Raw genomic sequence first — 26,735 nt, forward strand, 5'->3', positions numbered from 1 at the left:
GTCGAGGCACCCGAGGAATAGACCAACCCCACCCCCGGGGTGCGGCCCTTACGCGCCGGCGGCACCTCGAACGGGTAGGAGTGGGTGTAATCACCGCTCCTGCCCGCTTGCCCGGCCCCGCCGCTCAGCTCCACCGCGCCCGGCGCCTGCTCCATTGACTCCGCCGCGTTGCCCGGCCGCGTCGCCTCCGCCAGCGCAGGCGAGAGCGGACCGGCCACCAGCACGCTCGCCCCCATCACCACCACGGCGAACGCGGCGACGATCCGGCGACCCACAGGGCCCCACCGCCCCCTGCTCGACTCGCTCCCAGACGATAACCTCGGTGTGATCACCGCGACGACCTCGATTCGAAAGGCACCTAAAGCCCGCATAAAACAGCGGGCGCCCCCAGGGTGACGACGCCGCCTGTCACCGGGCTAACCGCCCTCTGTCGTTCAGCTTTCAACCACTGTCATCACCTTTCACCCCCTCCTCACCGGCGACCGGTCCGGGCCGGATCGGTGGTCACAGCGAGCCAGGCGTGACGGCGTCGGGTGAATCGGCGGCCGGGGGCCGTGCCGGCAGGCGTCGCACCGCGGGAACGCACAACAACGCGAGCGCGGCCGGGATCGCGACGGCGCTCATCGCGTACAGGGTGGGGTACACGCCCAGGGCCTCGGACACCGGCCCGGCGAGCACCAGGCCGAGCGGCATGAGCCCGGCCGACAGCATGTGGTCGTACGAACTCACCCGGGACAGCGAGCCTTCGGGCACATGCGTCTGCAGCGCGGTCTCCCACAGGACGAAGAAGATCGAGACCGCCACGCCCGTCACCGCCTCGAGGATCGCGATGACCGCGATCGAGGCACCCGATCCGATGATCATCGCCTGGCAGGAGGCCACCGCGAGCGCGGCGGCGGCCGCGGCCATGGGGCGCGGGAGTCTCAGACGGTAGGCGCACACGTCGCCCGCGATGGAGCCGATGCCGAAGGCCGCCACCACCACCGACCAGCTCGCCGGACCGCCCCACTCGCGTTCGGCGAGGACCGGACCCAGGACGTACACCGAGGGCAGCACGACGACGTGGTAGACCGCCATGGCGGCCAGGCCGGACCACACCCACGTCCGGGTGCGCACCTGCACCCAGCCGGCGCGCAGCTCGCCGAGGAACGTGCCGCCGGTGGTGCCGGCCCTTTCCTCGGACGCGGTCTTGCGGGGTTTCAGCCTGGCCAGGAACGCGGCACTGGCCGCGAAGGTGAGGGCGTCGAGAGCCAGGGCCCCGCCAGGGCCGGCCAGTGAGATCAGGACACCCGCGACGGCCGGACCGAGCACCAGCCCCGACGAGTGGACGAACCCGCGCAGCGCGTTCGCCTCCTGAAGCCTTCCCGCCGGGACGACCAGCGGCATCAGACCGGTGGAGGCCGGCATGAAGAACGCGTCCGCCGTGCCGAACACGGCCATCAGCAGGACGAGATGGTAAACCTCGGCGACACCGGCCAGCAGCAGCACGGCGGCCACGCCCTGCGTGACGAACCTCACCAGGTCGGAGGCCAGCATCATGCGGTGCCGCTGGAAGCGGTCCGCCCACACCCCTCCCACCAGGGTGAACAGCAGCATGGGCAGCAACGCCGCGGCCGTCACCAGCCCCACGTCGGAGACGGACCCGCCTATGGAGAGCACGGCGAACGGCACGGCCACGAACGACACGCGGTCGCCCAGCACCGACAGGGCCTGTCCGGCGAACAGGCGGGCGAACTGCGGCTCATCCCGCAACACGCCGGGAATCAGAGATTTCACGTGGGACCAATCGGGAAATAGTGGAATAGAAGAGGCGAGCCCGATGGTAGGAAGCGCTTCCTGGCCTGTCATCCGAGGTTCACCGGCGAAAGGCGGCCCTCGACGGCGGTTCCTCTCCGGGGCGCGGGCGTCCGCAGATCGTGAACCGCCTCTTCGACCGGCGACGACGAATCGTGATTCGTCACCGGGGCTCTACCCCGACGGCAGCGCCGGTTCGGAGACACGTTCCGGGCGGTTGGCACGGACCGGGGAGTTCTTGCGAGGGCGGCCACGCGGCAACTTCCGCGGGACGACCGTTCCCCGCCGGATCAGCTCGCCGCCCCAGACGCCGCAGGGTTCCTCTCGCTGCAGGGCGCGGGTCAGGCAGTTCGTCCGGACACGGCACCCGCGGCACAGGCCCTTGGCGATCTCCAATTCCTCGGGGAGGTCGGAGAACCACAGGTCGGGGTCCGCGTGGCAGGGCAGTTCGGTGTGGTCGGCGTGCCGAACGAGCGCGGCCTGCGCCGTCTCTACGGAGCGGAGGGACATGGCGAGTCGATCCTCATCCGGGAGGAGAGCTCCCGATACTCCGCCTCCATGCCGTTCTGAATGTCTCTTGTTCGTCGCCTGCCCGGATCGTCGGCCGCGTACGGGTCGTTTCTCATGCTCTGAGCTCCTCTCCCGGCCGTACCCGTGGCCGGCGTCCGGCCGGCCGGTTGTTCGCCGAACACGATCCGGGCCGCCGTCAGAGCCGAGCCGCACCGGATGGTCTCGTCGGCGAGCCGATCCAGTACCCGCTCCTCCTCCGTGGCCTCCTGCGCCGTCATCTCGTAATAGGTGCGGAACCCGGGCCTGCCGGCGTACTCGCGCATCGGGGAGGAGACGGCCCGCGTCGACGGGTCCGTCACGACGTCCGCCGTCCGCCCGCCGGAACGGGTCAGGACGATCGCCTGCCTGAACAGGGGAAGCAGCCGCCTCATCGGATCGACGTCCTGTCGCGTCGCTTGATCTGGTGAGGATTCACAGTGATCTCTTTCGCCGGCCCGTGGTCCGCATCAGGTGTTCGTGCGCCTCGGCGGCGAGGCGGCGCACCTTCGGTTCGGGATGGTTGCCGAACCGGTGGCGCAGCTCCCGCAACCCCCTGGCCGCCTCGTCCGGACATTCGGCGAACATCGCCAGCAGCCGGGCGCGATCGTCGGCCGCTTCTCCGTGGTCGGGATCCGTGCGCAGGCAGAGTGCTAGGTCGATCCACGCGCCGGCCGGGTCCCCGGCGCGTAGGCGGGCGACCGCGCGCTCGTGCAGGACGTCGGCGTCCAAGCGGAGCCGCAGCGCCTGGGTGAAGCCGCCGATCGCCTGCTCGAACTTGCCCGCCCTGACCTGCACCTGCCCCTGGACCCTGTGACACAGGGGCTGGGCGGGAGCCAGGCTGCGGGCACGGGCCACCTCGAACTCCGCGTCCTCGTACCGGCCCATCGCGGAATGCAGCAGCGCCCGGTTCAGGTAGGGCTTGAAGTAGGTGAAGTCCAGGGCGACGGCCACGTTGAAATCGGCTCCGGCCTCCGTGAACCGGTCGCAGCGGTAGTAGACCTCGCCGCGGCAGTTCACCGTCTCCGCGGGCCGTACCCCGCCTCGTTCCAGGGCCGTCGTGAAGTCGGCCAGCGCCGCTTTCGCCTGCCCGATCCGGGCATAGGTCTCCCCGCGCTGGTGGAACAGCGCCCCGGACATGGGGGCCTGGTCGATGGCCTCGTCCAGATTCTTCAATGCTCGCCAGAACAGGCCGGCCTCGAGTTGGACGCGAGCTCGCGCCGCCAGCACCGCCGGCTCACGCGTGTCCACATCGGGCCTGGTCTTCTCCAGGTCGCGCACCTCAAGCATCATGATCACCCCTATAGGCCACCGGCGGCTGTCCGGTGGGGCACGGCACTTCACGGAACCGGCGACACCGCTCATGGGCGGAGGCCGGCCGAACCGGTCACCGGGTCCGGGGACGCCCGCCGGCACGACCGCGCCGCCCCGGCGTCTCCTCGGAACCCGTGTGTCCGTGGAATCCGGGCGAGCCGGCGATCCGGCTGGGGCATCTCCTCTCTATACGTGACCTGCTCGCCGACCGGTTCGGCTCATCACGGCTCGGATGCCCGGCCGCACGTGGTCAGCGGGCCGGTGACACGCCGCGGCTCACGCTCGACGGGTGAGAAGACCCCCGGAAGTAACGGAGATCGCCTTCGCCGCCGTCCGGCCGGAGGTCTTCGCGGCTCTCACGCCGGAGGTCTTCGCGGCTCTCACGCCGGAGGTCTTCACGGCTCACGCCGGCGCCGGGAGATCCGTGGCGGGCCGCCCTATCCCGCCTCGCAGCCGATCGCGACCGGGTCGTCGGCGTCCCTGTGAGCCACGTCCCCCTCGCCGGATCCGCAGTCGATGGCCTTGTCCACGACGCCGTCCGCCGCTTCGAGGGTGTCGGTGCCGTTCCTGCCGCTCAACTTGTCGCTGCCGCCGCCCCCCACCAGGATGTTGGCGGCGGCGTTCCCGATCAGGCTGTCGTCGAAAGAACTTCCGATGACCTTGTCCATATCGCCGATGCCGTCGGTGTCGCCCTCACGGCCGTCGTCGCTCGAACCCGTGAGCGTCACCGTCACCGGGCCCGTGCTGTGCTCGTAACTCATGGTGTCGACGTCCGCGGGCTCGCCGGGAGAGTTCGCTCCACCGCTGTAGTGGATGGAACTGACGCCGGTGGCGCGTCCCCCGTAGAAGACGTCACTGCCCTCCTCGCCCACGACCAGGCCGTCCAGCGGGACGAGGCTCTCGAACGAGTCGTCGCCCTCGCGGAGTTCGGCGCTGACGGCGGTGAAGACTCCGTCGCAGGCGACGCGTGTCCTCACCACGTCGCCGTCATGGTCACGCGGGTAGCGGCAGGCGGGCTCTCCCACGATGTCGATGTTCACGGTGTCGAGGACATGAAGCTCTCCGCCGCTCTGGAGAATCCTGACGTCGTTGGTCCCGGCCGTACCGGTGTAGGAGATCCTTCCGTCCTGGATCCGGACGACGGACTCGCCGTCACCGGCGTGACCCGGTGCGGCGAGAGCGCCGATCAGGGCTGCCGACAGGCCGGCCAGGGCGGTCATCCGCAGGCCGCTCTTCCTTGTGATGCGCACAGCACTTCCTCCGGGTGGTGACGACAGGCGGGAATCTCCCGCCGGTATCGGCCTGCTGTACGCCCGTCCGCAGTGTCTGGTTCCGCGGGAGGTGATCCATCGGGGTGCCGGTCGAGGGACTCCGCCAGGACCAGTGCTTCTCCGGTTTCGGCTAGTAGTGGACTATTTGTGGCGATTCCATGTGGTGCAGGCTTTCTTCGCGCCGGCGGCCGAAGACACGGATCGACCGCCGGCCTCGTCATCGCCGATCCCACGCTGCGGAGCCCCGACATCGACCACCACGACCACCACCGCTTGCGCGAGCAGGGGCATGTCCTGCTGTCCGGCCCTTTCGGCACGGCGGCGGCCGTCGCCATGCTGCGGAGGATCGGCCGGCTGGTCCCGCAGCACGGCGGGGGTCTCGCTCACCGTGTCGTCGCCACCAGCGGGTTCGAGCGCCGCCGGTATTCCAAGAGCACCAACGCGATCGGCGTCCACACCGAGGCTCCGGGATGGGATCCTCCCCCTCGATATCTGGCCCTGTACTGTCACACGCAGGCCGGCTGCGGCGGAGGACACACCGACCTGGTGGACGGCAGGGCCTTCCTCGCGACCCTTCCCCCGGAGACGGTCGAGAAGATGCGCTCGCAGGACGTCGCCTTCCCCGCCGGGCGCGGAGGTTTTCTGCGCCGGCCGCTGCTGGTGTCCGCCGATGACGGGGAGGACATCCTCAGGTTCTCCTACAACCTGCTGACCTATGGAGACACCGAGCCGTGCCTGGGCGCGGAACCCTCCCTCGAGGGTTCGTTCGGGGGCGGCCTCGCGGTGCTGGCCGAGGAGTTCCGCGTCCGCCACCGGACTCGCGTCCTCATCCCCGAAGGGGGCCTGCTCGTCTGGGACAACTGGCGGATGCTGCACGCGCGTCTGGCCTACCGGGACGCGCGCCGCCGTCTGACCCGATACTGGCTCGCGAAGTGACACTGCGCTACACCGCGTCTCCCTACGTCTGCGGTGCCATCGGCCCGTGGGACGCGCGGGTTCTCGCCTCGCTGCTCGACGCCTCGCCCGCGGGCGTGCGTCGCCTGCACACCTCACCGTTCGCGACGCTGTACGCGACCGCCGGCCTGGAGACCTGGTCGGCCGGACCGCGGTCCGGGGTGCTGTGGTGGGCGAGGGCACATGATCTTCCTCAGCCGGGTACGTGGCAGGAGGCGGCCGAGCGGCGGCTGGCCGCCGGTCTGGTCACGGACGCCACCACGGCGGTCCTGCACACCGACGCGCTCGGCCTCTCGGAGGTGTACGTCCGCGAGGTGGGCGGCGCGATCTACTTCGCGTGCCGGATCGACCCCCTGCTCTCCCTCGACGATCGGCCGCTGCACGTCGACTGGTCCACCTGGGCCAACGTCTTCGTGCTGCTCACTCCGGTCGGCGAACAGACTCCGTTCGAGGAGATCAGGCGGCTGGAGGGCGGGACCGGGTGGCGAGCGGGCTGCGACGGGATCGGCAGGGTCGCCTTTCAACCGTCCTGGCGGACGGCGGCACCCCGAACGGTGCGTCCCGAGGAGGTGGCCGAGCTCGTCTCCGCCCAGATCCCGCGGCGCACCGACCAGGCGATCACGGTCGCGCTGAGCGGAGGCTGGGATTCCCGGCTGCTGGCGGGTCTGGCCGTACGGCACGCCCCGGGAAGAGTGCACGCCTGGACCACGAGCAACGATGACGGGCTGGATCACGACATGCGCTGCGCCGAGTCCGTGGCGTCCGTGCTGGGCATGCCGCACCGTGTCGTGACCCCGGGGCCGGAGGCCTGGCTGGACGATCATGAGGAGGTGTGGGGCAGAGTGCAGTACCAGACCCTCCATCATGTCTGGCAGCTGCCGCTCGCCCGCGCGGCCAGGACGTTGAACGGGCCGCTCCTCGACGGTCTGGCGGGCGACGCCCTGTTCCGGAACCGTCCCTACTACGCCGAGATGGAGTCCTCCGGCCACCGCCAGGCGCGCCGTTCCGCGTGGAGCGCGCTCACCGGCGGGCGCCTGGACCATCCGGAACTGTTCGCGCCAGGCGTTCGCGACATGCTCCGCGACCTCAGCCAGGAGTCCTTCGACAAGGTGATGACCCCCCTCGACGGGCACCACGCGCTGGCCGCCGCCTCCAGGCTGCTGCGCACCTCCCGCAGCATCGGAAGCTCCCCGCACTGGGTACTGGGCCCGGAGATCGAGGTGGGGTTGCCGTTCGTCCACCCCGAGGTCATCGCCGCGGGCTTCCACATGCCACCCGCGCAACGCCGGGACAACGGCTTCTACCAAGCCATGATCGAATACGCCGGCGGGGACATCGCCCGGCTGCCTTCCACCCACGACGTACTGGACGACACTCCGCGCGGTGTCCCGCGTAAGCGAAGCTCCGCCGCCCTGGCCGCCGTCGTCAGGAAGATCGAGGCCGTCGAACCGGCGCTCCGGCTCCTGGGCCCCAGGCTGACGGCCGCCCTGGCCGATCCGGCGGCGCGGTACCGGCAGGCCCAGTGGTCGGTTCCCCTCACGACGTTGCAGTGGGTCGCCATGCTGGCGCACTGGCAGTGGAGGTACGGCTCTCGCCTGGCTCCCGGCAGCCTGATCTGACCGATATGACGAAGAGGTTCACATGCGAGGGATGACTCCTCGACGCCTGATCATCGCCTTCGCGGCCGTGCACGCCACGGCGGCGGTGGCGCTGATCGTGCTCTCATTCATCGGGGCGATGAGCCCCGGGCTGTCCGTCCTGCTCCTGGTGGCGGTCGGCGCGGTCGGCGCGGGCCTGGTGGCGGCGCTGTACGCCCGGGTCGCCGACGGCAAGGCGCTGCGCATCGACGCCAAGGTCAAGCGCCAGGAGCAGGTCGTCCAGCACATCAAGGATGAGGTCGCCTCCCTGGGCTCGGCGGTCGACGATCTGGGGGAGCGGATCCGGCTCGACTCCCGGACGAGCTCCCTCCTGCTCAACACGACCCTCGGGGAGAGCCGTCTGGAGTCCGCCAGGCAGACGGAACTGCTCAGGGAGTTGCGTGACGGGCTGGGATCACCGGGCCGGAGCGTGCAAACGGACCCCTACCCGCAGATCGAGGCGTTCATCGACCTGCGGCATCTCTTCCGGCCGCACGCGCCGTTGCCCGCCCTGCGAGAGACCGCGCTCCCACCCGATCTCATGCGAGCGGTCGTCTGCGAGGTCGCGACCGTCAGGCCACGGCTCATCGTCGAGTGCGGCAGCGGCGCGTCCACCGTCTGGCTCGGATACGCGGCCAGGAAGTACGGCGGCGGACGGGTGGTCACGCTCGAACACGACGAACGCTTCGCCGACGAGACCTACGACCTTCTTCGCATGCACGGGCTGCTCGACACCGTCGAGGTGCGGCATGTCCCGCTGGCGTCGTGGGCCATCGGCGGGGAGTCGTGGTCGTGGTACGCGCCCTCGGGGCTGGAGAGGTTGCGCGGGATCGACCTGGTGCTCGTCGACGGGCCGCTTCCCGACGCCAGATATCCCGCGCTGCCCCTGCTGCTGCCACACTGCGCGGAAGAGGTCTCGATCGTTCTCGGTGACACGGACCGTAGCCAGATGCGTCGCATGGCGCATCGCTGGCTGGCCGAGCACAAGGAGCTGAACAGCAGCGTGCTGCCCGTGGAAAGAGGAGCATTCCTGTTCCGCCGGGTACCGAGGTGATCGCCGGTTTTCTGCGCGGCAGGAAGGATGTCGTCGCCGCGTTCGCCGGGGCCGACGCAGAGGAAGCCCTGCCGCGGAGCACCGAGGTGAAAGTGGTGGACCTCGACCGCCTGACGGCCCCGGTCGCGGCGGAGGCGGGGGCGGTCGCGGTCGTCGCGGGATCGCCGACGGATCTGCGGCGGGTCGTGGCCGCGAGCGGACTCCTCCCGGCGTGTTCCGCCGTCGCGGTGTGGATCGTGGACTCGCCCTCGTGGTGCCCGCCGCCGTCACTGGTGCTGCCCTGGCTCTTGGAGGTCAAGGTCGTGCGGGGGGCGTCCTCCGGCTGGCTGCTGACGGTCCGCTTCTCGGGGAAGCGACCGCCGGGCGAGGTCGTCGCGCACATGGTGCGAGCGATCAGCGGTGCCCCGGTGAGCGGCCTGCCGGTGACGGCACTGGCCGGCCCGCGTCTCGGGCAGTGGCGGCCGGGGGATCCGGCGGTGATCGCGTGCGGGCCGGCGGGCCCGGAACCGGACAGGTCGGGAGCGCCGGCGTGCGAGGTGGCCGTGCGGAACCCGGCTCAGGAGCCGGGTCCGTGGACCGATCCCCGGGTCCGCGTGATCGACGCGCGCCCGGCCGCCGACGTCGGCTGGGGGGACCTCGGGGCATCGGCGGCGGGTTCGTTGTCGCCGGCGCTGCTGCTTCCGCAGGCGGTGCCGCCCGTGGACGAGCGCACGGTGAACCCGCGCGGCTTCGTCGCCGAGCCGGCGGCGGGCGTCGCGACCCTGAGGCAGAGCTCGGAGCGGTGGGTGATCGAGGCGGAGGGCGAGGAGCTCGCGCGTTTCGACGACGAGGGGACCGTGAGGGACGTCGACGTCGACCGGCTGCGCCGGCTGCGTGCCGTTCGCATCGCGTGGTGGCCGGCCCACACCGGTCCGCTGGCCGCCGTGCGTGTCGTCGCCGGGCTGGCCGCCGCCGGGATCCCCCTTCTCACCGAGGAGGTGCCCGGCTGGGCGGTGGCACTCGGCACGGACCTCACCGACGCCCTGGTGTTGGCGACGGACGCGGACCTCACCGACGACCTGCGCCGGGAGGAGCACAGCATACGGCTGCGCCGCGCCGCCCTGCGTTCGCACGGTGTCCGGGGACGGTGGGGCCGGCCGGCGGCGGGCCGCGGCGTGTCGATCTCGGTGCTGCTGTGCACCCGGAGACCGGAGCGGCTGCCCTTCGCGCTCGCGCAGATCGGCCGCCAGCGGCTGGTGGACGCCGAGCTGATCCTCATGCTGCACGGCGTCGACGCCGGAGCCTCCGACGTCGGGAAGGCGGTCGCCGCCTTCGATCGTCCCGTCACCGTCGTGGCGGCGGACTCCTCCGTCCCGTTCGGAACCGCTCTCAACCTCGCGGCCGGTCATGCCCGCGGCTCCGTGCTGGCGAAGATGGACGACGACGACTGGTACGGCCCCGAGCATCTCGCCGACCTGGCCCTGGCGCTGGACTACTCGGGCGCCGATCTGGTCGGAGTGGCCTCGGAGTTCTTCTATCTCGAACAGATCGGGGTCACCGTCCGCCGGTCATGGACGAGCGAGGTCATGGCCGACCACGTCGCGGGTGGCGCCTTCGCCGTCTCCCGCTCCGCCTTCGACGCCGTCGGCGGCTTCCGGCCGATCCCCCGAGCCGTCGACACCCAGCTGTTCACCGCCGTGCGCGGAGCCGGGGGGCGGATGTACCGTGCGCACGGTCTCGGCTTCATGGCCCGCCGGACGGCCAGAGCCGGTCACACCTGGCAGGAGCCTGTCGGCTATTTCCTCAGGTCGGCCCGCCGCCAGTGGCGCGGGTTCCGTCCGAGCCGGTTGCTGGAGAGCTCATGAGCGTCCAGCCGCGTGTCCGTCACAACGACTACGGCGTGCTCGCCCCTCCGCCTCTCGGAAGCTGGACGCCCCGGCTGTCGGTGAGTGTGGTCGTCCCGGCCTACGGCGAGCAGGAGAAGCTCGATCTCACGCTCGCCGCCCTGCGAGGTCAGACCTACCCCGGTCACCTGCTCGAAGTGATCGTGGTGGACGACGGCAGCACACCCCCGCTGCGTCTTCCCGAACTGGCCCCGCAGGCCACCAGGCTGGTGGTCACCGAACCCGGCTCGCGTGGCCGGGCGGCCGCCCGCAACGCCGGGGCCGGCGTCGCCGACGGTGACGTCGTGCACTGGCTCGACGCGGATGTCGTCTGCGCTCACGACCAGGTCGAAGCGCAGATGAGATGGCACCATCTCGCCGATCACCTCGTCGTCAAGGGCTACGTGCGCTACGTCGACTTCTCGCCGGGTGGCGTGTCCCCCGGGGAGGTGGACGCGGCCGTTCGGGCAAAGGACGTGGAGAAGCTGTTCGACATGACGCGAAGCGTCCCCCACCAGTGGATCGTCGACCTGGTGAACTCGACGCGGGGGCTGCGGGACGCTCAGGACAGCGCCTATCGCCTCCACGTCACCAACTGCGCCTCGGTCGGCCGCGCCCTCCTTGAGGCGGCCGGACCGATGGACCACGACCTGATCTTCGGAGAGGACACGGAGCTGGGGTATCGGCTGGCATGGTCCGGAGCCGTCTTCGTTCCCGAACCCCGGGCCCGCAGCTGCCATCTGGGCAAGTCCATGATGATGCGTGACGGCGAGCGCGTGCGGCGGTTCAACCAGGCTCATGTCCCCGATCGGATTCCGCTCCAGCGCTGGCAGCGTACACACCCGCGCCGCATGTGGCTCGTTCCGCTCGTCGAGGTCGTCGTCGACGCCGAGCCCGCCGGATACGAGGAGATCCGGGCGACGGTCGACGGGTTTCTCGCCGGTGAGCTGCACGACCTTCGCGTCACCCTGCTCGCGCCGTGGGATCGGGTACGCCTGGATCCGCGCAACCCGCTGGACGGCGAGGAGGTGGATCTGGCCCTACTGCGGGAGCTCTACCGGCACGAGAGCCGGGTGCGCTTCGCGCGACCCCGGGACGACATCCCCTTGCGCGCTCCTTACCGCCTGATCTGCCCGCCGGGCTGGGTGCCGGCCGCCGACACCCTCGGTCATCTGGTGGACCTCGCCGAGGAGGGCGGCCACGGTCTCGTCTCCGTCGCCCTGGCCGAGGAGGACGACGTGATCGCGGCGCGCCTGGAACGGCATGCCGCGTTCGCGCGGGCCCGCCTGGTCAAGCACACCGGGGAGGAGGTCGACGACGTCGTGGAGGTCCTGTACGGGACCCACTGGGTGGACGGCGCGGCGTGCGGCTTCCGCCCGGCGGCCCAGGCCGGCGAGGCCGGGCGGAACGCCGGCTCCGCCGAGCTGAAGGAGCTGCGCTCGAAGGTCGCGAAACTGCTCGCCGAGAACGATCGCCTGAGGGAGGAGCTGGGAGAGAGGCGAGCCGCCGACGTGGGGAAGCCGCCCTCCGGGCTGTTGCGAACCTTCTTCGGCCGGGAGAGGGCCGGCGGTTCCCGCCCGTGAGCGGAAAGGCCGGTGAAAGAAGGGCGACAGGCCGTTGACAGATGCCCGCGATACCTGTCGTGAGCTCGCACGACTCCAGAGAACGAACGCCAGAAGGTGGTGCGTATGACCGGTGACGGCGCGAGACGCAACAGTCTCGACCCCACGACGGAGGCCTTCGTCGCGAACCCCTACGACGCCTACGAGGCGGCTCGTCGGCACTGCCCCGTGGCGGAGGTCGCCGAGGGGTCGTGGGTCGTCCTCGGTCGCGACGAGATCGTACAGGTCCTGGGAGACACCGACCGGTTCACGAGTGAGAGGAACCTCGACGGCGACTACCCCGTCACCTCCGAGACCGGGGACATCCTGAGCACCTCGGAGTTCTTCGCCCGCGGGATGTTCAACGCCGACCCGCCCGACCACACTCGCCTGCGGGGCCTCCTGGCGGACTTCTTCAGCCCCAGGAACGTGCGCCGTCTCGGGCCCGAGATCCGCGGCGTGGCGGGCTCGCTGGTGGACGGTTTCAAGGATCGAGGCGGTGCCGACCTGATATCCGCCCTGGCCTACCCCCTGCCCATGAAGGTGATCTGCACCCTCATCGGTGTCCCCGACGAGGACCACGGCATGGTTAAACGCTGGAGCGAGGACTGGACGGCCCTTCTCGTCCTGCCCCTGTCCGAGGAACGGCAGGTCGAGTGCGCCCGCAGCATGGTGGCCTATGACGCCTACTACCGGGAGCTGCTGGGCGCGCGTTCGGCGGACCCTCGCGACGACATCGCCGGCGTGCTGGCGCGGGCCTCCAGCGGTTCCGATCCCACATGCACGACACAGGAGTCGATCGTCATCCTGCGCTCGCTGCTGCTGGCGGGTCACGAGACGGCCTCCGGCCTCATCGGCAACACCCTCTACCATCTGCTTCGCACCGGCACCTGGCGTGATGTGGTGGCCAGGCCCGAGCTCATTCCGGCCGCGGTCGAGGAGACGCTGCGCTTCGACCCGTCCTCGCAGAGCACCGCCCGGGTGGCCGTCGCCGATGTCCCCATTGGCGGCCAGGTCATTCCCAAGGGCGCGCGCGTCCATCCCATGACCGGAAGCGTCGGGCGTGACCGCGCCCACGACGAGGACGTGGACAGCTTCAGGCTCGATCGAGGGCAGGCGTCGAGACATCTGGCCTTCGGCTACGGGCTCCACTACTGTCTCGGCGCCGCCCTGGCCCGTTCCGAGGCGTGCGCCGCGCTGGAGGTACTCGCTTCGGCGCTGCCGCGACTGCGACCGGCCGACGATTTCCAGGCGGAGTTCCTTCCCGGCGGCTTCAGTTTCCGAGGGTTGAAGAGCCTGCCCGTCGTCTGGTGACCCTCCGCACGCCGGTGGTGGCCAAGCCCGGCTTGCGGGCCGGCTCAGGCCGCGAGGGCCGCGAGGGCCGCGACCCACGCTCAGGAGGATGACGGCCGCCCTCCGAGAGCCCGATGACAGGTGGACCTGCCATCTTCGGCAGGTCCACGTCGATTTCCACCACACAGAGTAAGGAAGTACCTCCAGCCATGCGCATCGGATTCGCGCTACCTCAGATCGGCCGGCTCGCCCGTCCATCGCTCATCATCACCACGGCGGTCGCCGCCGAGGAGCTCGGCTACGACAGCCTGTGGGTGCTCGAACGCCTGCTCAAGCCGGTGCACCCCCGCACCCCCTACCCGGGGACCCCCGACGGCCGGCTGCCCGAGGCTCTGGGCACGGTCTTCGACCCCTTGTCCGTCCTGTCGTTCGCGGCCGCCCGTACGGAATCGATCGCGCTCGGCACGAGCGTGCTCTGCATGCCGCTCCACAACCCGGTCATGCTGGCCAAGCAACTGGCGACCATCGACGTGCTGAGCGGCGGACGCCTGCGGGTGGGACTGGGCCTGGGCTGGTCCGAGGACGAGTACGAGGCCGCGGGAACCACCTCGGCCGACCGCGGCCGTAAGGCGACGGAGTTCGTCAAGGTGCTCAAGGAGCTGTGGACCGCCGACAAGCCGGCCTTCCACGGCGAGTTCTACCGGGTGGCGGAGTCGGAGTTCCGCCCCAGGCCGGTGCAGACGCCTCACCCGCCGCTCTATCTCGCCGCGTTCGACGAGCGGGCGTTGCGGCGCGCGGGCCGGCTCGCCGACGGCTGGAACCCCGCGGCCCTGCCGGCGCAGGCGCTGACGCCGATGATGGACCAGGTCCGCGCGGCGGCCGAAGCCGAAGGCCGCGACCCGGGCGCGCTCCAGATGATCGTACGAGCCAACGCCGTCGTCACCGAAAGCCCCTTGGATCATGCCCGCCAGAGCTTCCACGGGACATGGGAGCAGATCTCCGACGATGTCAGAGCGGTGCGCGACGCCGGGGCTGACGAGATCTTCTTCGATTTCACGCTCGTCCAGGACGACATGACCGGCGACGAGTACGTCCGGCTCCTCAAGGAGGCGCTGCCGAGGGTTCGAGACGCGATCGGGAGCGCCTGACCACCGCACCGTCGTACCCGGCCTGCCGGCGGAACCGATCACCGGCACGCGACCGTACCTGATCAGTGTCGCCCGTGACACGAACCGTCGTGGCACGAGGCGACCTCATCATGAGCACGCCTTACAGGAGGCCGGGTGCCCACACGCAGTTTCCCCTCTCGACGCATTCCCCTGGTGGTCTCGCTCGCGGCGGCGTCCCTTCTCGCCTGGTCGTCGATCGGCGCCGCCATGCCGCCGGACCCCGCCGATCGGGGCAACGGCTCGAACACCGTGGCCGAGCGCGACGAGATCGCGGCCCTCGACCACGGACCGCGCCTCTCCGGCCGGCCGGCAGGCGTCAACCGCCCGGATCACGCCCAGTCCTATCCCCGGCGCACTCAGCTCCGGACCTATCCGGAAAACCCGGATGACGAGTCGATCGAACTCGGTCTGGCGCCCTACCACGCACTGGCGCCCAAGCTCAATCTTCTGCAGTCGCGCGGAGACCGCGTCTCGGTGGAGGTCGTCGGCGAATCGGCTCTCGGCCGCGACCTGTACCTGGTCACGCTGACCGCCCCAGAATCGGTCGCGGAGACCTCGCGGCAGACGGCGTGGAGACAGAAGATCGAGAACGATCCGGTCGCCGCGGCGGCCGATCAGCGCCTGCGCAGGGAGTACAAGACCCCGCTGTGGATCAACGCCAACATCCATGGAAACGAATGGGAGGGAACCGACGGCGCTCTCCGTGTCATCGAGTATCTCGCCACGACCGACGACGGCGCCGCGAAGGAGCTCCTGCGGCGCAACAGGATCTACTTCAATCTGACCGCCAATCCCGACGGCAGGGTCACCGGGGACCGGAACAACGCCAACGGCTTCAACCTCAACCGTGACTTCGTCACCGCCTCACAGGCCGAGACCCGGGCGATGAGGGAGATCCTCATCCGGACCCAGCCACTCGTCGTGCTGGACGAACACGGCTACGTGCCGAACACGCTCATCGAGCCCACCACTCCTCCGCACGGGCAGAACTACGACTTCGATCTCTACATCAAGCACGGCCTGGCGGTGGCCCTCGACATGGAGGAAGCGGTCAAGGCGCTCGGCCACCCGGAGGCGGCCCAGCCGGAGATCCCGTTCCGTGACTACGCGCCCGGCGACTGGGACGGCTGGGCACCGATCTACACGGCGCAGTACGCGATGTACCACGGCGCGGTGTCCGCGACGGTGGAGATCCCGCTGGAGGTCAACGGGCAACCACCCGGCACCGACCTCAAGCGGCGGTCGGCCATCAACACCGACGTCGTCCAGGCGACGATCCGCCGTGCCATGACCTACGTCGACGAGAACCGGCACGATCTCATCGCGAACCAGATCGAGATGTTCCGGCGGGGCGCGGCCGGCGAGAAACAGCGCCTCATCCCCGACGGCTTCGTACCCGGCTTCGGGCCCGAAGACCGGTACACCACGGAATTCCCCCGCGCCTATGTGATCCCCGTCGGGACCGCCCAGCGCTCCGCCACGGCCGCGGCCCGGCTCGTCGACCACCTGGTGGCCAACGACGTCCGGGTGCGAAGGGCCGACGCCCCCTTCACCCTCGGCGGACGGGACTACCCGGCGGGCTCCTACCTGGTGGACATGCGCCAGCCCAAGCGCGGCCTGGCCAACGTGATGCTCGAGACCGGAAGCGACATCTCGCGGAAGGTTCCCGACTCCTTCGACATCGCGGCGTGGAGTCATCGCCTGCTGTGGGGTGCCTCGGTCGACGTCATCCACTCGGGGGCGGTCAGCGTGCCGGGTCGTGACGTGATGGCGGCATCCCCGACGGGAGGGGTGGACGGTCCTGCCGGCCGTGACCTGGCCATCACGCTCGTCGACGCCCGGGAGGCCGGCGCGATCAACGACCTGATCGAGCGAGGGGTCGCGCTGCGCCGCCGTACGGACGGCACGTTCGTCGTGCCCGCCGGCGACCGCGGCGCCGCCGTCGAGGTGGCCGAGCGCCACGGTGTGCGGTTCGCCGAAGCCTCGCCGGGAGAGATCGGAGCGCCCGTCGAGCGGCCTGTCCTGGCCGCGGCGGTGGCCGCCGACGAGCTGGTCGCGTTGCGCGGCATGGGATTCGACGCCCGCCCCGTCTCCACCGCGCTCCTCAACGCCGGATTCGACTGGTCCGACATCGATGTGCTCATGGTCTCCTCGGGCCTGCGCCTCACCGAGCTGAACACGGCCGCTCGTGACGCCCTGCGGGGCTTCCTGGCCCGGGGAGGCGTGATCACCCGCGGCGCCACCGGATCGGCGTTCAACGCCGAGGCCGGGCTGCTGACCGTGCAGGCGGTGGCGGGACCCGGCCGGGCCAGCGGTGTGGTCTCGGTGTCGCATGACGCCGGCGGCCTGTTCGGCGCCGAGGCGCTTCCGCACTCGTTCGTGTACCGGCCGCAATGGTTCACCGGTCTCGGCCCGGAGGTGACCGTGCGGCAGCGCTACGCACCGGGCACGCCTCTGGTCGCCGGCCACTGGGTGCCCTTCACCGACGGGACCGGCGGGCCGGATCAGGCCGCGGGCCAGGCCGCCGTCGTCTCCGGAACCTCCGGCCAGGGCGCGCGAGTGGTCATGTTCGGTACCGAACCACTGCTGCGCGACCACACCAAGGGGTTGTTCGCCCAGGTCGCCCATGCCGTCTACTGGATCACGGCGCGGTAGCCACCCGTGACGGGCCCGGCGCGGCGCCGCCGCGCCGGGCCCGCCCTCCCGTCTCGGGGGTTGAGGAACATCGGACCGGAAATTGGCGCTTGTACGCTCCGTGATGGTCTACCACGGATAACAGTCTGTTATCCGTACCAACGGTGACGATGGCCTGCGGTTTCGCGCGTCTGCCTTCACACGAAGCACCCCCACTGACATCATCTCCGCGCGCAACACCAACGGCTTGCTAACGCCACCGACGGTTCGGTTGCTGCTCAACCCTCGGGAAGCCCTCGGCCGCGCGTGCGATATCCACCTAAACGCCCCGAAAACCTGGACAGGGGCATGATCATCCCTAATTCTTTGCCTCGATGTCGCCGTTCCATCACATGGATGAAGTGTTCACGTCGGTCCGCAGGAGTTGGTTGACAAGTCGTCATGGTTGTTTTGAACAGGAGTTAGCCCAGGTGTCTCCTTCTCGTCGTACCCTCCTCACCGGCGGTGCCGTCGGCGTGGGTCTTGCCGTCGCCGGTAGCCTCCCGTCCCTCGCCCAGTCCCACCCGGACCGGCTCCGCCCGCCGGCCGGGAGCGGCCACCCGCCCTTCCCGCCGCTCGTGGACGACCCCGACGGCATCTTGGCCCTGCCCAAGGGTTTCAAATACTCCGTGGTCACCAAGACCGGCGTCACTCGGCTCGACGGCGGCCAGGGAACGACCCCGTCCGACCACGACGGCATGGCCGTCTACGACGCCGGCCGCGACCGTTACACCCTGATCCAGAACCACGAGATCGACCCGGGCGCCGAGTTCGGCGTACCGCACGTCAAGGGCACTGTCTACGACCCCGGTGCCGTCGACGCCGGTGGCTGCACCGTGATCAGGACTGACCGCGCGGGCCGCAACCACGGCGAGTTCGTCGCCCTCTCCGGCACCATCGCCAACTGCGCGGGCGGGCCCACCCCGTGGGGGACGTGGCTGACCTGCGAGGAGGCCGAGGAGCGGGCCGGGGATTCCTGGAAGGAGAACGGCAAGTCCGGCGTCTTCCAGAAGGACCACGGTTACGTCTTCGAGGTCTCGGCCGACGGCAAGGCGGACCCGAGGCCGATCAAGTGCCTGGGCCGCTACGCCCACGAGGCCCTGGCGATCGACAAGGACCGCACCAAGATCTACCTCTCCGAGGACGCCGACGGGCCCAACGGCCTCTTCTACCGCTGGACCGCGCCTCGCGGTGTCAAGCTCGGCCCCGGGGTGCTCACTCGCCTCGCTCCGGACGCCGGCGTCCTCGCCGCGATGCAGATCATCATGGATGACGGCTCGGTGCTGCCGGACGTCGCCTACCTGACCTCCGCCCAGCTGGGCCGCCCCTTCCCCGTACGGTGGATCGAGGTGCCCGAGCGCGACGCGCGGACCAAGACCGTGCGCGAGCAGTTCGCCGACGGCCAGGTTACCCGCGGACGCAAGTTCGAGGGCGTGTGGGGCACCGACGAGGGCGTGTACGTGGTCAACTCCTACGCGTGGGACGAGGGTGACCTCCCGGCGGACGCGGCCCCGCACGACGGCATGGTCTGGTTCTACAACTACCGGGCCCAGACCATCCAGCTGGTGACGTACTTCCCGCACCAGACCGCGTCGGAGGAAGGCACGCCGACCAAGTACAGCGACCTCACCTTCGACGGCCCGGACAACGTCACCGTCACCCCGTGGGGAAGCCTCGTGCTCGCTGAGGACGGCTCGGGCGCCTCCCACGTGCTCAGCTCGATCCCGGGCGGCCCGACGTACGCGATCGCTCGCAACCAGCTCAACGACTCGGAGTTCTGCGGCCCGACCTTCACCGCCGACGGCAAGGTGCTCTTCGTCAACATGCAGGACCCCGGCCTCACCCTGGCCATCACGGGCCCCTGGGAGAAGTATTTGGGCTGACGAGCCCGATCGACCGGCGGAGGGTGCGGAGCAGTTCGGTCCTGGCACGTTCGGTCTCGCCAGAACAGGGTCCTGACCTGCCAGGACGGCTTCGCGCCGGTCGACCGCCTCGAGTCCTGGATCGAGCTCGACCTCGAGGGTGCCGTTGAACGCCTCGGCCGCCGCGTTGCCGGGCGCGCGGCCCGCCTCGACATGGCGTGAGGGCGGCGGCCCTACCTCAGTGGTGGATGTCGGGGACGAGGACGACCTTGCCCGTCGTCGCCCGCGACCTCAGGGCGGCGTGTGCCGCGGCCGCCAGGCCTCCAAAGCGGTGCTCAGGTCGCTGTCAGGGCCTGACAGGTCGAGGGTGTGCAGGTCGATGGAGCGCCGGATGACGCGCTGGTCCTCGGTGACCGCCGCCATCGCACACAGCAGGGCTTGGGCGGCCGACCGTTGGCCTGAGCTGAGGCGCTGGTACACCTCCTCAGCGTGGGATGCGATGCTCCCGGTGAGACCGTCGGCGCTCTTGTAGGCCGCGATGGTGAGGGTGTCCCCTTCCCTGCGCTGCCAGGCGCGGCTCAATTTCGAACTGGTCGATGACAAGAATCATCCGCCTGCGGCCACTCGCTTGCACGCCACGGTCGGCAGGGTCGCCGGCCGTCAGGGGTGTCGCCGGTGGCGGTGGTGGTGGCGACCCGGTAGTGGCCGGGGTTGGCCGGGACGGTCTTGGGCTGCTGGTTCCCCGGTCCTGCTGAGCCCGGAGACCAGCCTGTGAGGAGGGCATCGGCCTCATCACAGGCTGGCTGGTGATCGTTAGACAGGTGTCACGGGTGCGGGCAGTGGTTGGCCACGCAGAGCGGAGGCCAATCCCCAGGCCCGATGAGGTCCGGGGTCGGCGGGTTGTCCGGGGTGCCGGGGTAGCGCTGGTTGTACCAGGCCTCGATCTGGCCCAGGGGGCCGATCCCGAGGTAGTCGGTCTTGCGGTCGCCGTTGACGTCGGCGAGCCTGACGTTCCAGCGGTCGACGCCGACGTCGCCGCTGACCTGGCCCTGCCAGATCCATCCTCGGCCGCCCAGATCGTTGATCCAGGCGCGGACCTGGCCGTTGTCCTGGACGACGAGGTAGTCGACCTTCCGGTCTCCGTATGGGGGTCCCCGTAGCAAACGGCGTAAATCCAAACCAAAAAACGCTGGACCGCCCCGTCGGTCCCTGCCGACGTCGAGCGCCGCCGGGAGGCCCCCGATGAGACCGAGGCCGTCGCCAAGACCGCCGTCCACCGGCTGTTGTCGGGGTGCCGTGTTGGGTCGGACCGGGGCGCCCTGCCGTGATTACTCCCGGTGGCTTTCCCCGGCCCGCCCGCCGCACCCGGCGTGCGTGTCTCCACGCACCGGGCGCTCCACATGCCTTGCCCGCCGGTCAGCCGCTTGAGGCGGTTGCCGGTGTCGGAGCCCATGGAGTCGCGATGTTGCCACCGCGGTAGCGGTAGCGCTTCACCGAGACGGTGGATGTGCCGGTGAAGGTGACTCCCTGGTGAGCGATTCTCCAGCCGACGTCGCAAAAGCGACGCCTGAACTCCGGCATCCCCATGCGGGCCTTGCCCGCATACTTCCGGCGGATCCAGCGCATCAACCGGGACCAGGTGTGGGCGTCGATCGCTGCGAAGGTCGCCTTGGAGACGCCGTAGCGGAAGTAGTTCGCCCACTCGCGCAGCATCCTGTTCAAGCTCAAGATCAGCCTGGCCAGGTCCTGATTGCGAGTTGACCTGTGTGTCTTCGCCGACACCTTGTCCCTGATCGCCTGGACGGCCTTCCTGGACGGCTTGGTGTAGACGAAGTACTTGTTCGTCCCTCGCTTCCGCTGGCGGCGGATGTGATATCCGAGGAAGTCGAACCCCTCGTCAATATGGACCACGCGGGTCTTGTCCGGAGCCAGCCGCGACCCCAGCGGGGCCAGTACGGCCGACCTCCTCACGCAGGCTCTCGGCATGATGCCGGTCGCCCGACACCATCAACACGAAGTCATCAGCGAACCTGATGAGCCTCCAGTTGCCCTGGCCCTTGAGTCTGCGCCGGTTCCGCCGCCGCCACGTGCTCATCATCTGACGCCACTGCCGATCGAAATGATCGTCCAGCGCGGTCAAGGCGATGTTGGCGAGCAGCGGGGACAAGACGCCGCCTTGCGGGGTTCCGGTCCAGGTCTCTTCCCGATTGCCGTCCGCCGTCATGACGCCGGACTTCAGGAACGCCTTGACCAGCGCGTTCACCTGCTTATCCGAGATCCTCGCCCGCAGGCGATCCATCAGGGCCGTGTGGTCGATCTCGTCGAAACACGCCGTGATGTCGGCCTCCAGCGCCCACCGGTAGTTGATGGGCTCAGAGGCCAGATGGTGAATCTCGGCGATCGCGTCGTGCGCGCGCCGGTTAGGGCGAAACCCATACGAGCACGGCAGAAAGTCCGCCTCGAAGACGGGTTCGAGCACCTGCTTGAGACTGGCCTGGACCACCCGGTCAGCGACGTGAACCCGGGAGGGTGGGACGTCAGGCCGGTGGGCGATCGTTGAGGATCTTCTGAAACAGGAGGTGATCCCGCCATGTCCCGTCGATGTGCAGGTAGTTCGGCGCGGTGCCGATCAGGGCGAAACCGCACTTGGCCAGCACCCGCTGGGACGGTTTGTTGCTGATGACGGTGCCCGCCTCCACCCTGTGCAGGCCGAGCTGTTCACCGGCGGTCTGGCAGGCCAGTCGCACCGCGGCCGTGGCCAGGCCGCGCCCCACGCGGCGGGCATCGACCCAGTAGCCCAGGTTGCCGCTGCGGAACACCCCCAGGACGATGTTCGACAGCGCTATCGATCCGATGATCGTGTCTTCCTCCACCAGCACCCACCGCGCCGAGCGGCCGGCGTCGCGTTGATCCAGCTGCTCGCGCAGCGAGGAAAGCTGCCCTTCCGGGGTGAAGAAATCCTCACTCCGGCGAGGTTCCCACGGTCGCAAGTGCTCACGACCGCGTAGATACGCCTGGCACAGCTGATCGGCGTCATCAAGGCGCACAGGGCGCATGCTGATATTCCCTGCGACAACCACAGATTCTCCGATCATCGGAGCACTTTACAACCGGTGGACCGGGTCGCGTACCGAGAGTCGTCCGTCCCGTCGGGCCGGTGACCGGTGCGGCGACTTTTCGCGTGAGGACCCGCGCACGCGCCTCGCGATCAAGGCGCGCGGCGGGCCGGGCGTCACGTGTCCGTCCCTCGGGCCTTCGGGCTCTCACCCGTTGACAGCCCTGGCGGGCGAAGAGGGCGGGGATGGACTGGGAACCACGGCGGCGGTGCCGCGCGTACTACCTACCGACGTCGCCGGCGCGTGGACGAACCCGCCGTGGCGGCACCCTTTTCGTTCCTCTTCACAAGGACTCATTCACCATGCGTAAAATCTTGTCGGTCCTCGCCCTGGCGGCTGCCGTCGGCGGTCTGCAGGCGGCACTGGCCGTGCCCGCCAGCGCCGACACCCGTGCGAGTGTCACCGGCGGCAATCTGATCGTCTCGGCGGTCGCCGGTGGGGGGCGGGCGAACGATGTCACCCTCACCTCGGCCAACGGCGACATCGTCCTGACCGACCTCGGTGACGCCGTGGTGCCCGGTACCGGCTGCGTGCGTCAGAGCGCCAACGCCGTGCGCTGCTCCGGCGTCACCGTCATCCAGCTCAACCTGGGTGACGGCGACGACTCCGTCACCAACACCACCGCGCTGAACACGCTGGTGCGCGGCGGCGGCGGCAACGACACCTTCGACGGCGGTACGGGCCGTGATCGGTTCGTCGGCGGCGGCGGCAACGACACCTTCCGCGGCAACGGCGGCGACGACAGCATGGATGCCGCCGGCACCGCCGACGGCAACGACACCTTCCTGGGCGGCACCGGGATCGACACGGTCCTCTACAGCGGCCGCACCTCCGCGGTGACCGTCGCGCTGAACGGAGTGGCCGTCAAGACCGGCGCCACCAACTCCGACGAGACCCAGGAGGTCGACACCAACGGCGCCGACGTCGAGAACGCGACCGGCGGCGCGGGCGGGGACAAGATCACCGGTAACCAGCTCGTCAACGACCTGCGCGGCAACGGCGGCGACGACACTCTCAACGCCGGAGCCGGCGCCGACCTCCTCAACGGCGGACCCGGCGCCGACGTCCTCAACGGCGGTTCGGGAGACGACACCCTGCAGGCCGTGGACAGGGTCGGCGGCAACGACACCGTCAACGGCGGTAAGAGCACCGACCGGTGCGACATCGACAACGGCGACACCGAAACCTTCTGCGAGAACTGAGCCGTAGCGGCGATCCGGCGGGCGTCTCCCCACCGTGCGGGGAGACGCTCCGCCGTTTCCCGTCGTTTCACCCCATCGGGCGAACGGCCCGCCGGTCAGGGCGTGATCGCGATCCTGGCGTTCCCCGAGCCGCGACGAAACCCTCCGCGCAGGCTCCGCCGCGCCCCGGCCAGGCCGGACGCCCGTGCGAGGCCGTCGCCGTCCTTCGAAACCATCGAGTCGCCCGAGGCTGAGAGAGCTCGCCATCGTCGCCGTGCTCCGTGCTCCGTGCTCCCCGCTCCTTGCTCCGTCATGAGAGTGCCGCTTTGGAATACCGGGTAGGGTGCTGGTGTGACGCAGAAAATCTCGATCAGCATTCCTGACGAGCTCCACGCGGAGCTGACGGTATGGGCCGAGCAAACGGGCGGCACCGTATCCGGTTTCTTCGCCGAGCTGGCCCGGCAGCGCCTGGACGCCGACCGTGCTTCACACGAACGGCTGGCCGCCCTGACCGCCAAGGATCGGGCCGCCGGCCCCGACTCCTACGATCGGCGCCGGAGCGAGCTCCATCAACGCATGACCGCCGCCAAAGCCGCTGCCATGCGCAAGAAGGCCAACCCCGCGTGATCTCCGGATACATCGCCGATCTCACCGCCACCCTGCGGCTCCTTTCCGAGGATGAGCAGGCCGCCGAGATCCGCACCGCCCTGGACCTGCTCACCCAGGATGGCGACACCCTCCTCCTGCCCGTCACCACACTGGCTCAGGCGACGATCATCGGTGACCCCGAGCCGGAGACGCTCATGTGGTTGTTCGGGTTCAGGGCCTGCAAAGTCGCCAACCTGAGCAGCCAGGAGATCTTCCGCGTCACCCGGCAGGCCAGACACGCGCCCCGGCCGCACGAGGTCCCGCTCCACCAAGCCCATACCGCCTATCTCGCGATGGAGCGAGGCTGGCCCATCCTGACCGGTGACCCCGCCGGCTGGGCCGGATACGACCACCTGGAGCTCGTTCAGGTCTGACGAACCGCACCTTGTACCGGAGTCCTCAAGCGGCTCCTCAGACGCCTCATCCGGTTCAGGCTCGTCCGATGCTCGGCGGGCGGGCGGGCGGGCGGGAGGGCGTTGCGGCGTTCCGTCACCGCACGGTCGTGCGGCAGGGCCGGCCGCCATACCGTTCTGCCGGATCACGCGGCCGGGATCGACCGTGCGTGCCGATCCCGGCCGACACGGGATGTCACCCTCCTCGAACCAGACCCGGGACGCGGGTCGAAAGCCCCGGGTGTAGCCGGCCGTCTCCTTCTGTGCATTTTGACCATTTAGCGAACCCCAAGTTCAGCGACGGGCGTAGTGGTCGATGAAAGCCGATGGGGCGGACCTGTCGGGGGATCTCCACCCATCCCAGGAGGAGCACAAGATGCGGACCACCACGAGGAAGATCTTGCGATCATCGGCTCTGGCCGGACTGTCGGCCATCGCGATCGGCGGTGCCCTGAGCCCGGCTCACGGGGCCGCCACCGCCTCCGTGGCCGTTGACGGCGAGCAGCTCACCTATGTCGGCACCAACGATCGCAACGAGGTCAAGATCCTCTCGGTCGATGGGAAGATCCTGCTTTCTGACAGGATCCGGATCACTTCGGGGAATGGCTGCCGGGCACCGAACCCCGCCATCAGCGGGGTCGTGGAGTGCTCGGGAAGCATCGCCTCCCTCAAGGCGGAACTCGCTGACGGCTCCGGCCTCATCAAGGTCGGCGTTTTCGTCGCCGGTCCGGCCTTCGGCAGGGGGAACGACGGCCGCAGGTCGAGCCCATCGGCCGGCGACCGTCACCACTTTGCTCAATAAGGCAGCCGACGACCTGATGGGCTGCGGAGGTCCAGCTCAGCGGCTTTGGGGGTGGATGTCGTTCCCGGTTTACGCTGCACACGGATACGTTTCACAGCTAATCTCCTCAGTTCTGGCGAGGCGGATGGACAAGTAAGAGGTGTCCTTGTCAGGGCACGCGGTGAAGTGAAACGGATGATGTCTCATTTGCTCTTTCAGCTGAGTTCTGGGATCTCGCGCGGACCCGGTGTCCTCCGGACGGGAAGAGTCCTCTCTCGCCGCGCAAGGCGAGTAGACCCTGGAATATTCGTGTAAGCAGCTGTAGAGCCCGTCCGGTTCACCATGGACGCCTCCCTTCCTTTTCGATCGGACAGCGGCCGAACACCACCGGTTCTCTTGCGACGATCCTGGGCCTCCCCTCTCTCACATGGCTGGCTTGTCGCTTTCACGATCAAGTGAGGCGATCACGGGTCGGCCCGCGTCTCCTTCGCCCTCACGGGGAATTGCGCGCCCTCGCACGCCCGAAAAGGTGGTAAAGCGCATCAAATATCTAATTCAGTTGACAGCCGCATGGGGTCCTAGGAGCCGAATCAGGCTATAGGGATCGTTAGTTCGTCCCGCTTTGGCGGGAGGTTACATGAATGACTGGAGCACCTAGTGCTGGATACGGGAGGGGATTCGTCTCTCGCGGAGCGTTTCCGCAAGGGCGATCCGCATGCGTTGACCGAGATGTACGAGAGGTTCGCCGCGCCGATGTTCGCGACCGCGCTGAATCTGCTGGGCGATCGTGAGCTCGCCGCCGACGCGGTGCAGCTGGCCTTCGTCCAGGCCTGGAAGGCGGCCGGGTCGTTCGACGCCGAACGTGAGCTGCGTCCGTGGTTGTACGCGATCGTCCGCCGGACGGCGGTGGATGTGTACCGCCGCGAGCGCCGATTCACCAACACCGTGCCCATCGACATCCTGAACCTCGCCTCCGAGACAGACGAGTGGGACATGGAGCGGGTTTGGAGTGTCTGGCGCGTACGAGAGGCACTCGATAGCATGTCGCCCGAGGACCGGGCCGTCCTCTATTTGACATACTTCGAGTCGCTGAGTCAGAGCGAGATCGCAGGGTGTCTGGCGATCCCGATCGGCACGGTGAAGAGCCGAACGTCACGAGCACAGAAACGGCTCGCGAATCTCCTGAGGCCAACACTTCTAGACGTGAACGAATGACGACCGGACAGATGAAACTGAACCAGCGGCAGGCTGCGTAGTAATAGTGTGACGATCAAATTCGGCCGTAGGAAACCGTCTGCCAGGAGGGATGACGTGCGTGACGTCAATGATGCCGGGGGCGATAGGCCTTCTCTGGACCCGAGCATAACCTCCGCTTTGACGGATCCAGCCGTATGGGCCCCGGTTCCGGCGGATCTACGGCAGCGGGTTATGGATTCGGTGTTCGAACCGCCCGCTTCCCCGGTAATCCCTATGGCCGGCGTGCGACGGAAGCGGCGTGGTGGTTTTTGGCCGTTGGTGGGGGTGGTCGCGGTGGTGGCGGTGGTGGTGGGTTTTGTGGTGGGGGTGTCGGTGGCGGATCGTTCGGGG

25 protein-coding genes are annotated in these 26,735 nt (G+C 69.3%); 14 read left to right on the forward strand and 11 right to left on the reverse strand.

Features of this window, described 5'->3' with window-relative positions:
• The 6 genes from ACTOQ1_RS42140 to ACTOQ1_RS42165 all read right to left on the reverse strand — a co-directional run.
• Positions 1-275 (reverse strand): hypothetical protein (locus ACTOQ1_RS42140; RefSeq protein WP_440074100.1); only part of this gene is annotated, 275 nt, incomplete at its 3' end.
• A 229-nt stretch (positions 276-504) separates the two neighbouring features.
• Positions 505-1,755 carry an MFS transporter gene (locus ACTOQ1_RS42145; RefSeq protein ID WP_440074102.1) on the reverse strand — a complete coding sequence of 417 codons (1,251 nt, stop codon included), beginning with the start codon at positions 1,753-1,755 and terminating at the stop codon, positions 505-507.
• Positions 1,756-1,968: 213 nt separating this feature from the next.
• A complete protein-coding gene (locus tag ACTOQ1_RS42150; RefSeq protein ID WP_440074104.1) occupies positions 1,969-2,304 on the reverse strand; it encodes a WhiB family transcriptional regulator in 336 nt (111 codons plus the stop codon).
• Positions 2,286-2,735 (reverse strand): hypothetical protein, encoded by a 450-nt coding sequence (locus ACTOQ1_RS42155; RefSeq protein WP_440074106.1) that lies wholly within the window; start codon positions 2,733-2,735, stop codon positions 2,286-2,288. The genes ACTOQ1_RS42150 and ACTOQ1_RS42155 overlap by 19 nt, the downstream gene beginning before the upstream one ends.
• Before the next feature lie 40 nt (positions 2,736-2,775).
• Complete coding sequence (locus ACTOQ1_RS42160) at positions 2,776-3,633, reverse strand: tetratricopeptide repeat protein (RefSeq protein WP_440074108.1); 858 nt, start codon at positions 3,631-3,633, stop codon at positions 2,776-2,778.
• Positions 3,634-4,091: 458 nt separating this feature from the next.
• The gene (locus ACTOQ1_RS42165) at positions 4,092-4,904 is read right to left on the reverse strand and encodes a hypothetical protein (protein ID WP_440074110.1); all 813 of its coding nucleotides are present in this window, start codon (positions 4,902-4,904) and stop codon (positions 4,092-4,094) included.
• Positions 4,905-5,072: 168 nt separating this feature from the next.
• On the opposite strand from ACTOQ1_RS42165, the gene ACTOQ1_RS42170 reads away from it, so the two are divergent.
• From ACTOQ1_RS42170 to ACTOQ1_RS42210, 9 genes are all read left to right on the forward strand, one after another.
• Positions 5,073-5,861, forward strand: coding sequence for a TauD/TfdA family dioxygenase (locus ACTOQ1_RS42170; RefSeq protein ID WP_440074112.1), 789 nt, complete (start codon positions 5,073-5,075; stop codon positions 5,859-5,861).
• The gene (locus ACTOQ1_RS42175) at positions 5,858-7,498 is read left to right on the forward strand and encodes an asparagine synthase-related protein (RefSeq protein ID WP_440074114.1); all 1,641 of its coding nucleotides are present in this window, start codon (positions 5,858-5,860) and stop codon (positions 7,496-7,498) included. Before ACTOQ1_RS42170 ends, ACTOQ1_RS42175 begins: the two co-directional genes overlap by 4 nt.
• A 31-nt stretch (positions 7,499-7,529) precedes the next feature.
• Entirely contained in the window at positions 7,530-8,570 is a 1,041-nt protein-coding gene (locus ACTOQ1_RS42180; RefSeq protein ID WP_440074116.1) for a class I SAM-dependent methyltransferase, read from the forward strand.
• Complete coding sequence (locus ACTOQ1_RS42185; RefSeq protein WP_440074118.1) at positions 8,567-10,414, forward strand: glycosyltransferase family 2 protein; 1,848 nt, start codon at positions 8,567-8,569, stop codon at positions 10,412-10,414. The genes ACTOQ1_RS42180 and ACTOQ1_RS42185 overlap by 4 nt, the downstream gene beginning before the upstream one ends.
• Positions 10,411-12,015, forward strand: a complete 1,605-nt coding sequence (locus ACTOQ1_RS42190) for a glycosyltransferase (RefSeq protein WP_440074119.1) — start codon at positions 10,411-10,413, stop codon at positions 12,013-12,015. The genes ACTOQ1_RS42185 and ACTOQ1_RS42190 overlap by 4 nt, the downstream gene beginning before the upstream one ends.
• 105 nt (positions 12,016-12,120) lie before the next feature.
• The gene (locus ACTOQ1_RS42195) at positions 12,121-13,347 is read left to right on the forward strand and encodes a cytochrome P450 (protein WP_440074121.1); all 1,227 of its coding nucleotides are present in this window, start codon (positions 12,121-12,123) and stop codon (positions 13,345-13,347) included.
• A gap of 188 nt (positions 13,348-13,535) precedes the next feature.
• On the forward strand, positions 13,536-14,474 hold the full coding sequence (locus ACTOQ1_RS42200; protein WP_440074122.1) for an LLM class F420-dependent oxidoreductase: 939 nt from the start codon (positions 13,536-13,538) through the stop codon (positions 14,472-14,474).
• A 135-nt stretch (positions 14,475-14,609) separates the two neighbouring features.
• On the forward strand, positions 14,610-17,150 hold the full coding sequence (locus ACTOQ1_RS42205) for a M14 family zinc carboxypeptidase (RefSeq protein WP_440074124.1): 2,541 nt from the start codon (positions 14,610-14,612) through the stop codon (positions 17,148-17,150).
• A 449-nt stretch (positions 17,151-17,599) separates the two neighbouring features.
• Positions 17,600-19,051 (forward strand): alkaline phosphatase PhoX, encoded by a 1,452-nt coding sequence (locus ACTOQ1_RS42210; RefSeq protein ID WP_440074126.1) that lies wholly within the window; start codon positions 17,600-17,602, stop codon positions 19,049-19,051.
• Between the two features lie 270 nt (positions 19,052-19,321).
• Here ACTOQ1_RS42210 and ACTOQ1_RS42215 read toward each other — a convergent pair whose 3' ends face one another.
• From ACTOQ1_RS42215 to ACTOQ1_RS42235, 5 genes are all read right to left on the reverse strand, one after another.
• Positions 19,322-19,612, reverse strand: a complete 291-nt coding sequence (locus ACTOQ1_RS42215; RefSeq protein ID WP_440074127.1) for an nSTAND1 domain-containing NTPase — start codon at positions 19,610-19,612, stop codon at positions 19,322-19,324.
• A 242-nt stretch (positions 19,613-19,854) separates the two neighbouring features.
• Entirely contained in the window at positions 19,855-20,193 is a 339-nt protein-coding gene (locus ACTOQ1_RS42220) for an FG-GAP repeat domain-containing protein (RefSeq protein WP_440074129.1), read from the reverse strand.
• Positions 20,194-20,446: 253 nt separating this feature from the next.
• Positions 20,447-20,941, reverse strand: a complete 495-nt coding sequence (locus tag ACTOQ1_RS42225; protein WP_440074130.1) for a group II intron maturase-specific domain-containing protein — start codon at positions 20,939-20,941, stop codon at positions 20,447-20,449.
• Complete coding sequence (locus ACTOQ1_RS42230; protein WP_440074140.1) at positions 20,928-21,614, reverse strand: reverse transcriptase domain-containing protein; 687 nt, start codon at positions 21,612-21,614, stop codon at positions 20,928-20,930. The genes ACTOQ1_RS42225 and ACTOQ1_RS42230 overlap by 14 nt, the downstream gene beginning before the upstream one ends.
• Entirely contained in the window at positions 21,568-22,125 is a 558-nt protein-coding gene (locus ACTOQ1_RS42235; protein ID WP_440074131.1) for a GNAT family N-acetyltransferase, read from the reverse strand. Before ACTOQ1_RS42235 ends, ACTOQ1_RS42230 begins: the two co-directional genes overlap by 47 nt.
• 323 nt (positions 22,126-22,448) lie before the next feature.
• Here ACTOQ1_RS42235 and ACTOQ1_RS42240 point away from each other — a divergent pair, with 323 nt between their 5' ends.
• From ACTOQ1_RS42240 to ACTOQ1_RS42260, 5 genes are all read left to right on the forward strand, one after another.
• Entirely contained in the window at positions 22,449-23,348 is a 900-nt protein-coding gene (locus ACTOQ1_RS42240; RefSeq protein ID WP_440074132.1) for a calcium-binding protein, read from the forward strand.
• 330 nt (positions 23,349-23,678) lie between these two features.
• Positions 23,679-23,954, forward strand: a complete 276-nt coding sequence (locus ACTOQ1_RS42245) for a ribbon-helix-helix domain-containing protein (protein WP_440074134.1) — start codon at positions 23,679-23,681, stop codon at positions 23,952-23,954.
• Entirely contained in the window at positions 23,951-24,349 is a 399-nt protein-coding gene (locus ACTOQ1_RS42250; protein WP_440074135.1) for a hypothetical protein, read from the forward strand. Before ACTOQ1_RS42245 ends, ACTOQ1_RS42250 begins: the two co-directional genes overlap by 4 nt.
• Positions 24,350-24,743: 394 nt before the next feature.
• Positions 24,744-25,169 (forward strand): hypothetical protein, encoded by a 426-nt coding sequence (locus tag ACTOQ1_RS42255; protein ID WP_440074137.1) that lies wholly within the window; start codon positions 24,744-24,746, stop codon positions 25,167-25,169.
• 636 nt (positions 25,170-25,805) lie between these two features.
• A complete protein-coding gene (locus ACTOQ1_RS42260; RefSeq protein ID WP_440074139.1) occupies positions 25,806-26,363 on the forward strand; it encodes an RNA polymerase sigma factor in 558 nt (185 codons plus the stop codon).
• Positions 26,364-26,735 lie beyond the last annotated feature (372 nt).

Origin of the sequence: Streptosporangium sp. OZ121, assembly GCF_051918885.1 — a bacterium.
In the GTDB taxonomy this organism is placed as follows: domain Bacteria; phylum Actinomycetota; class Actinomycetes; order Streptosporangiales; family Streptosporangiaceae; genus Streptosporangium.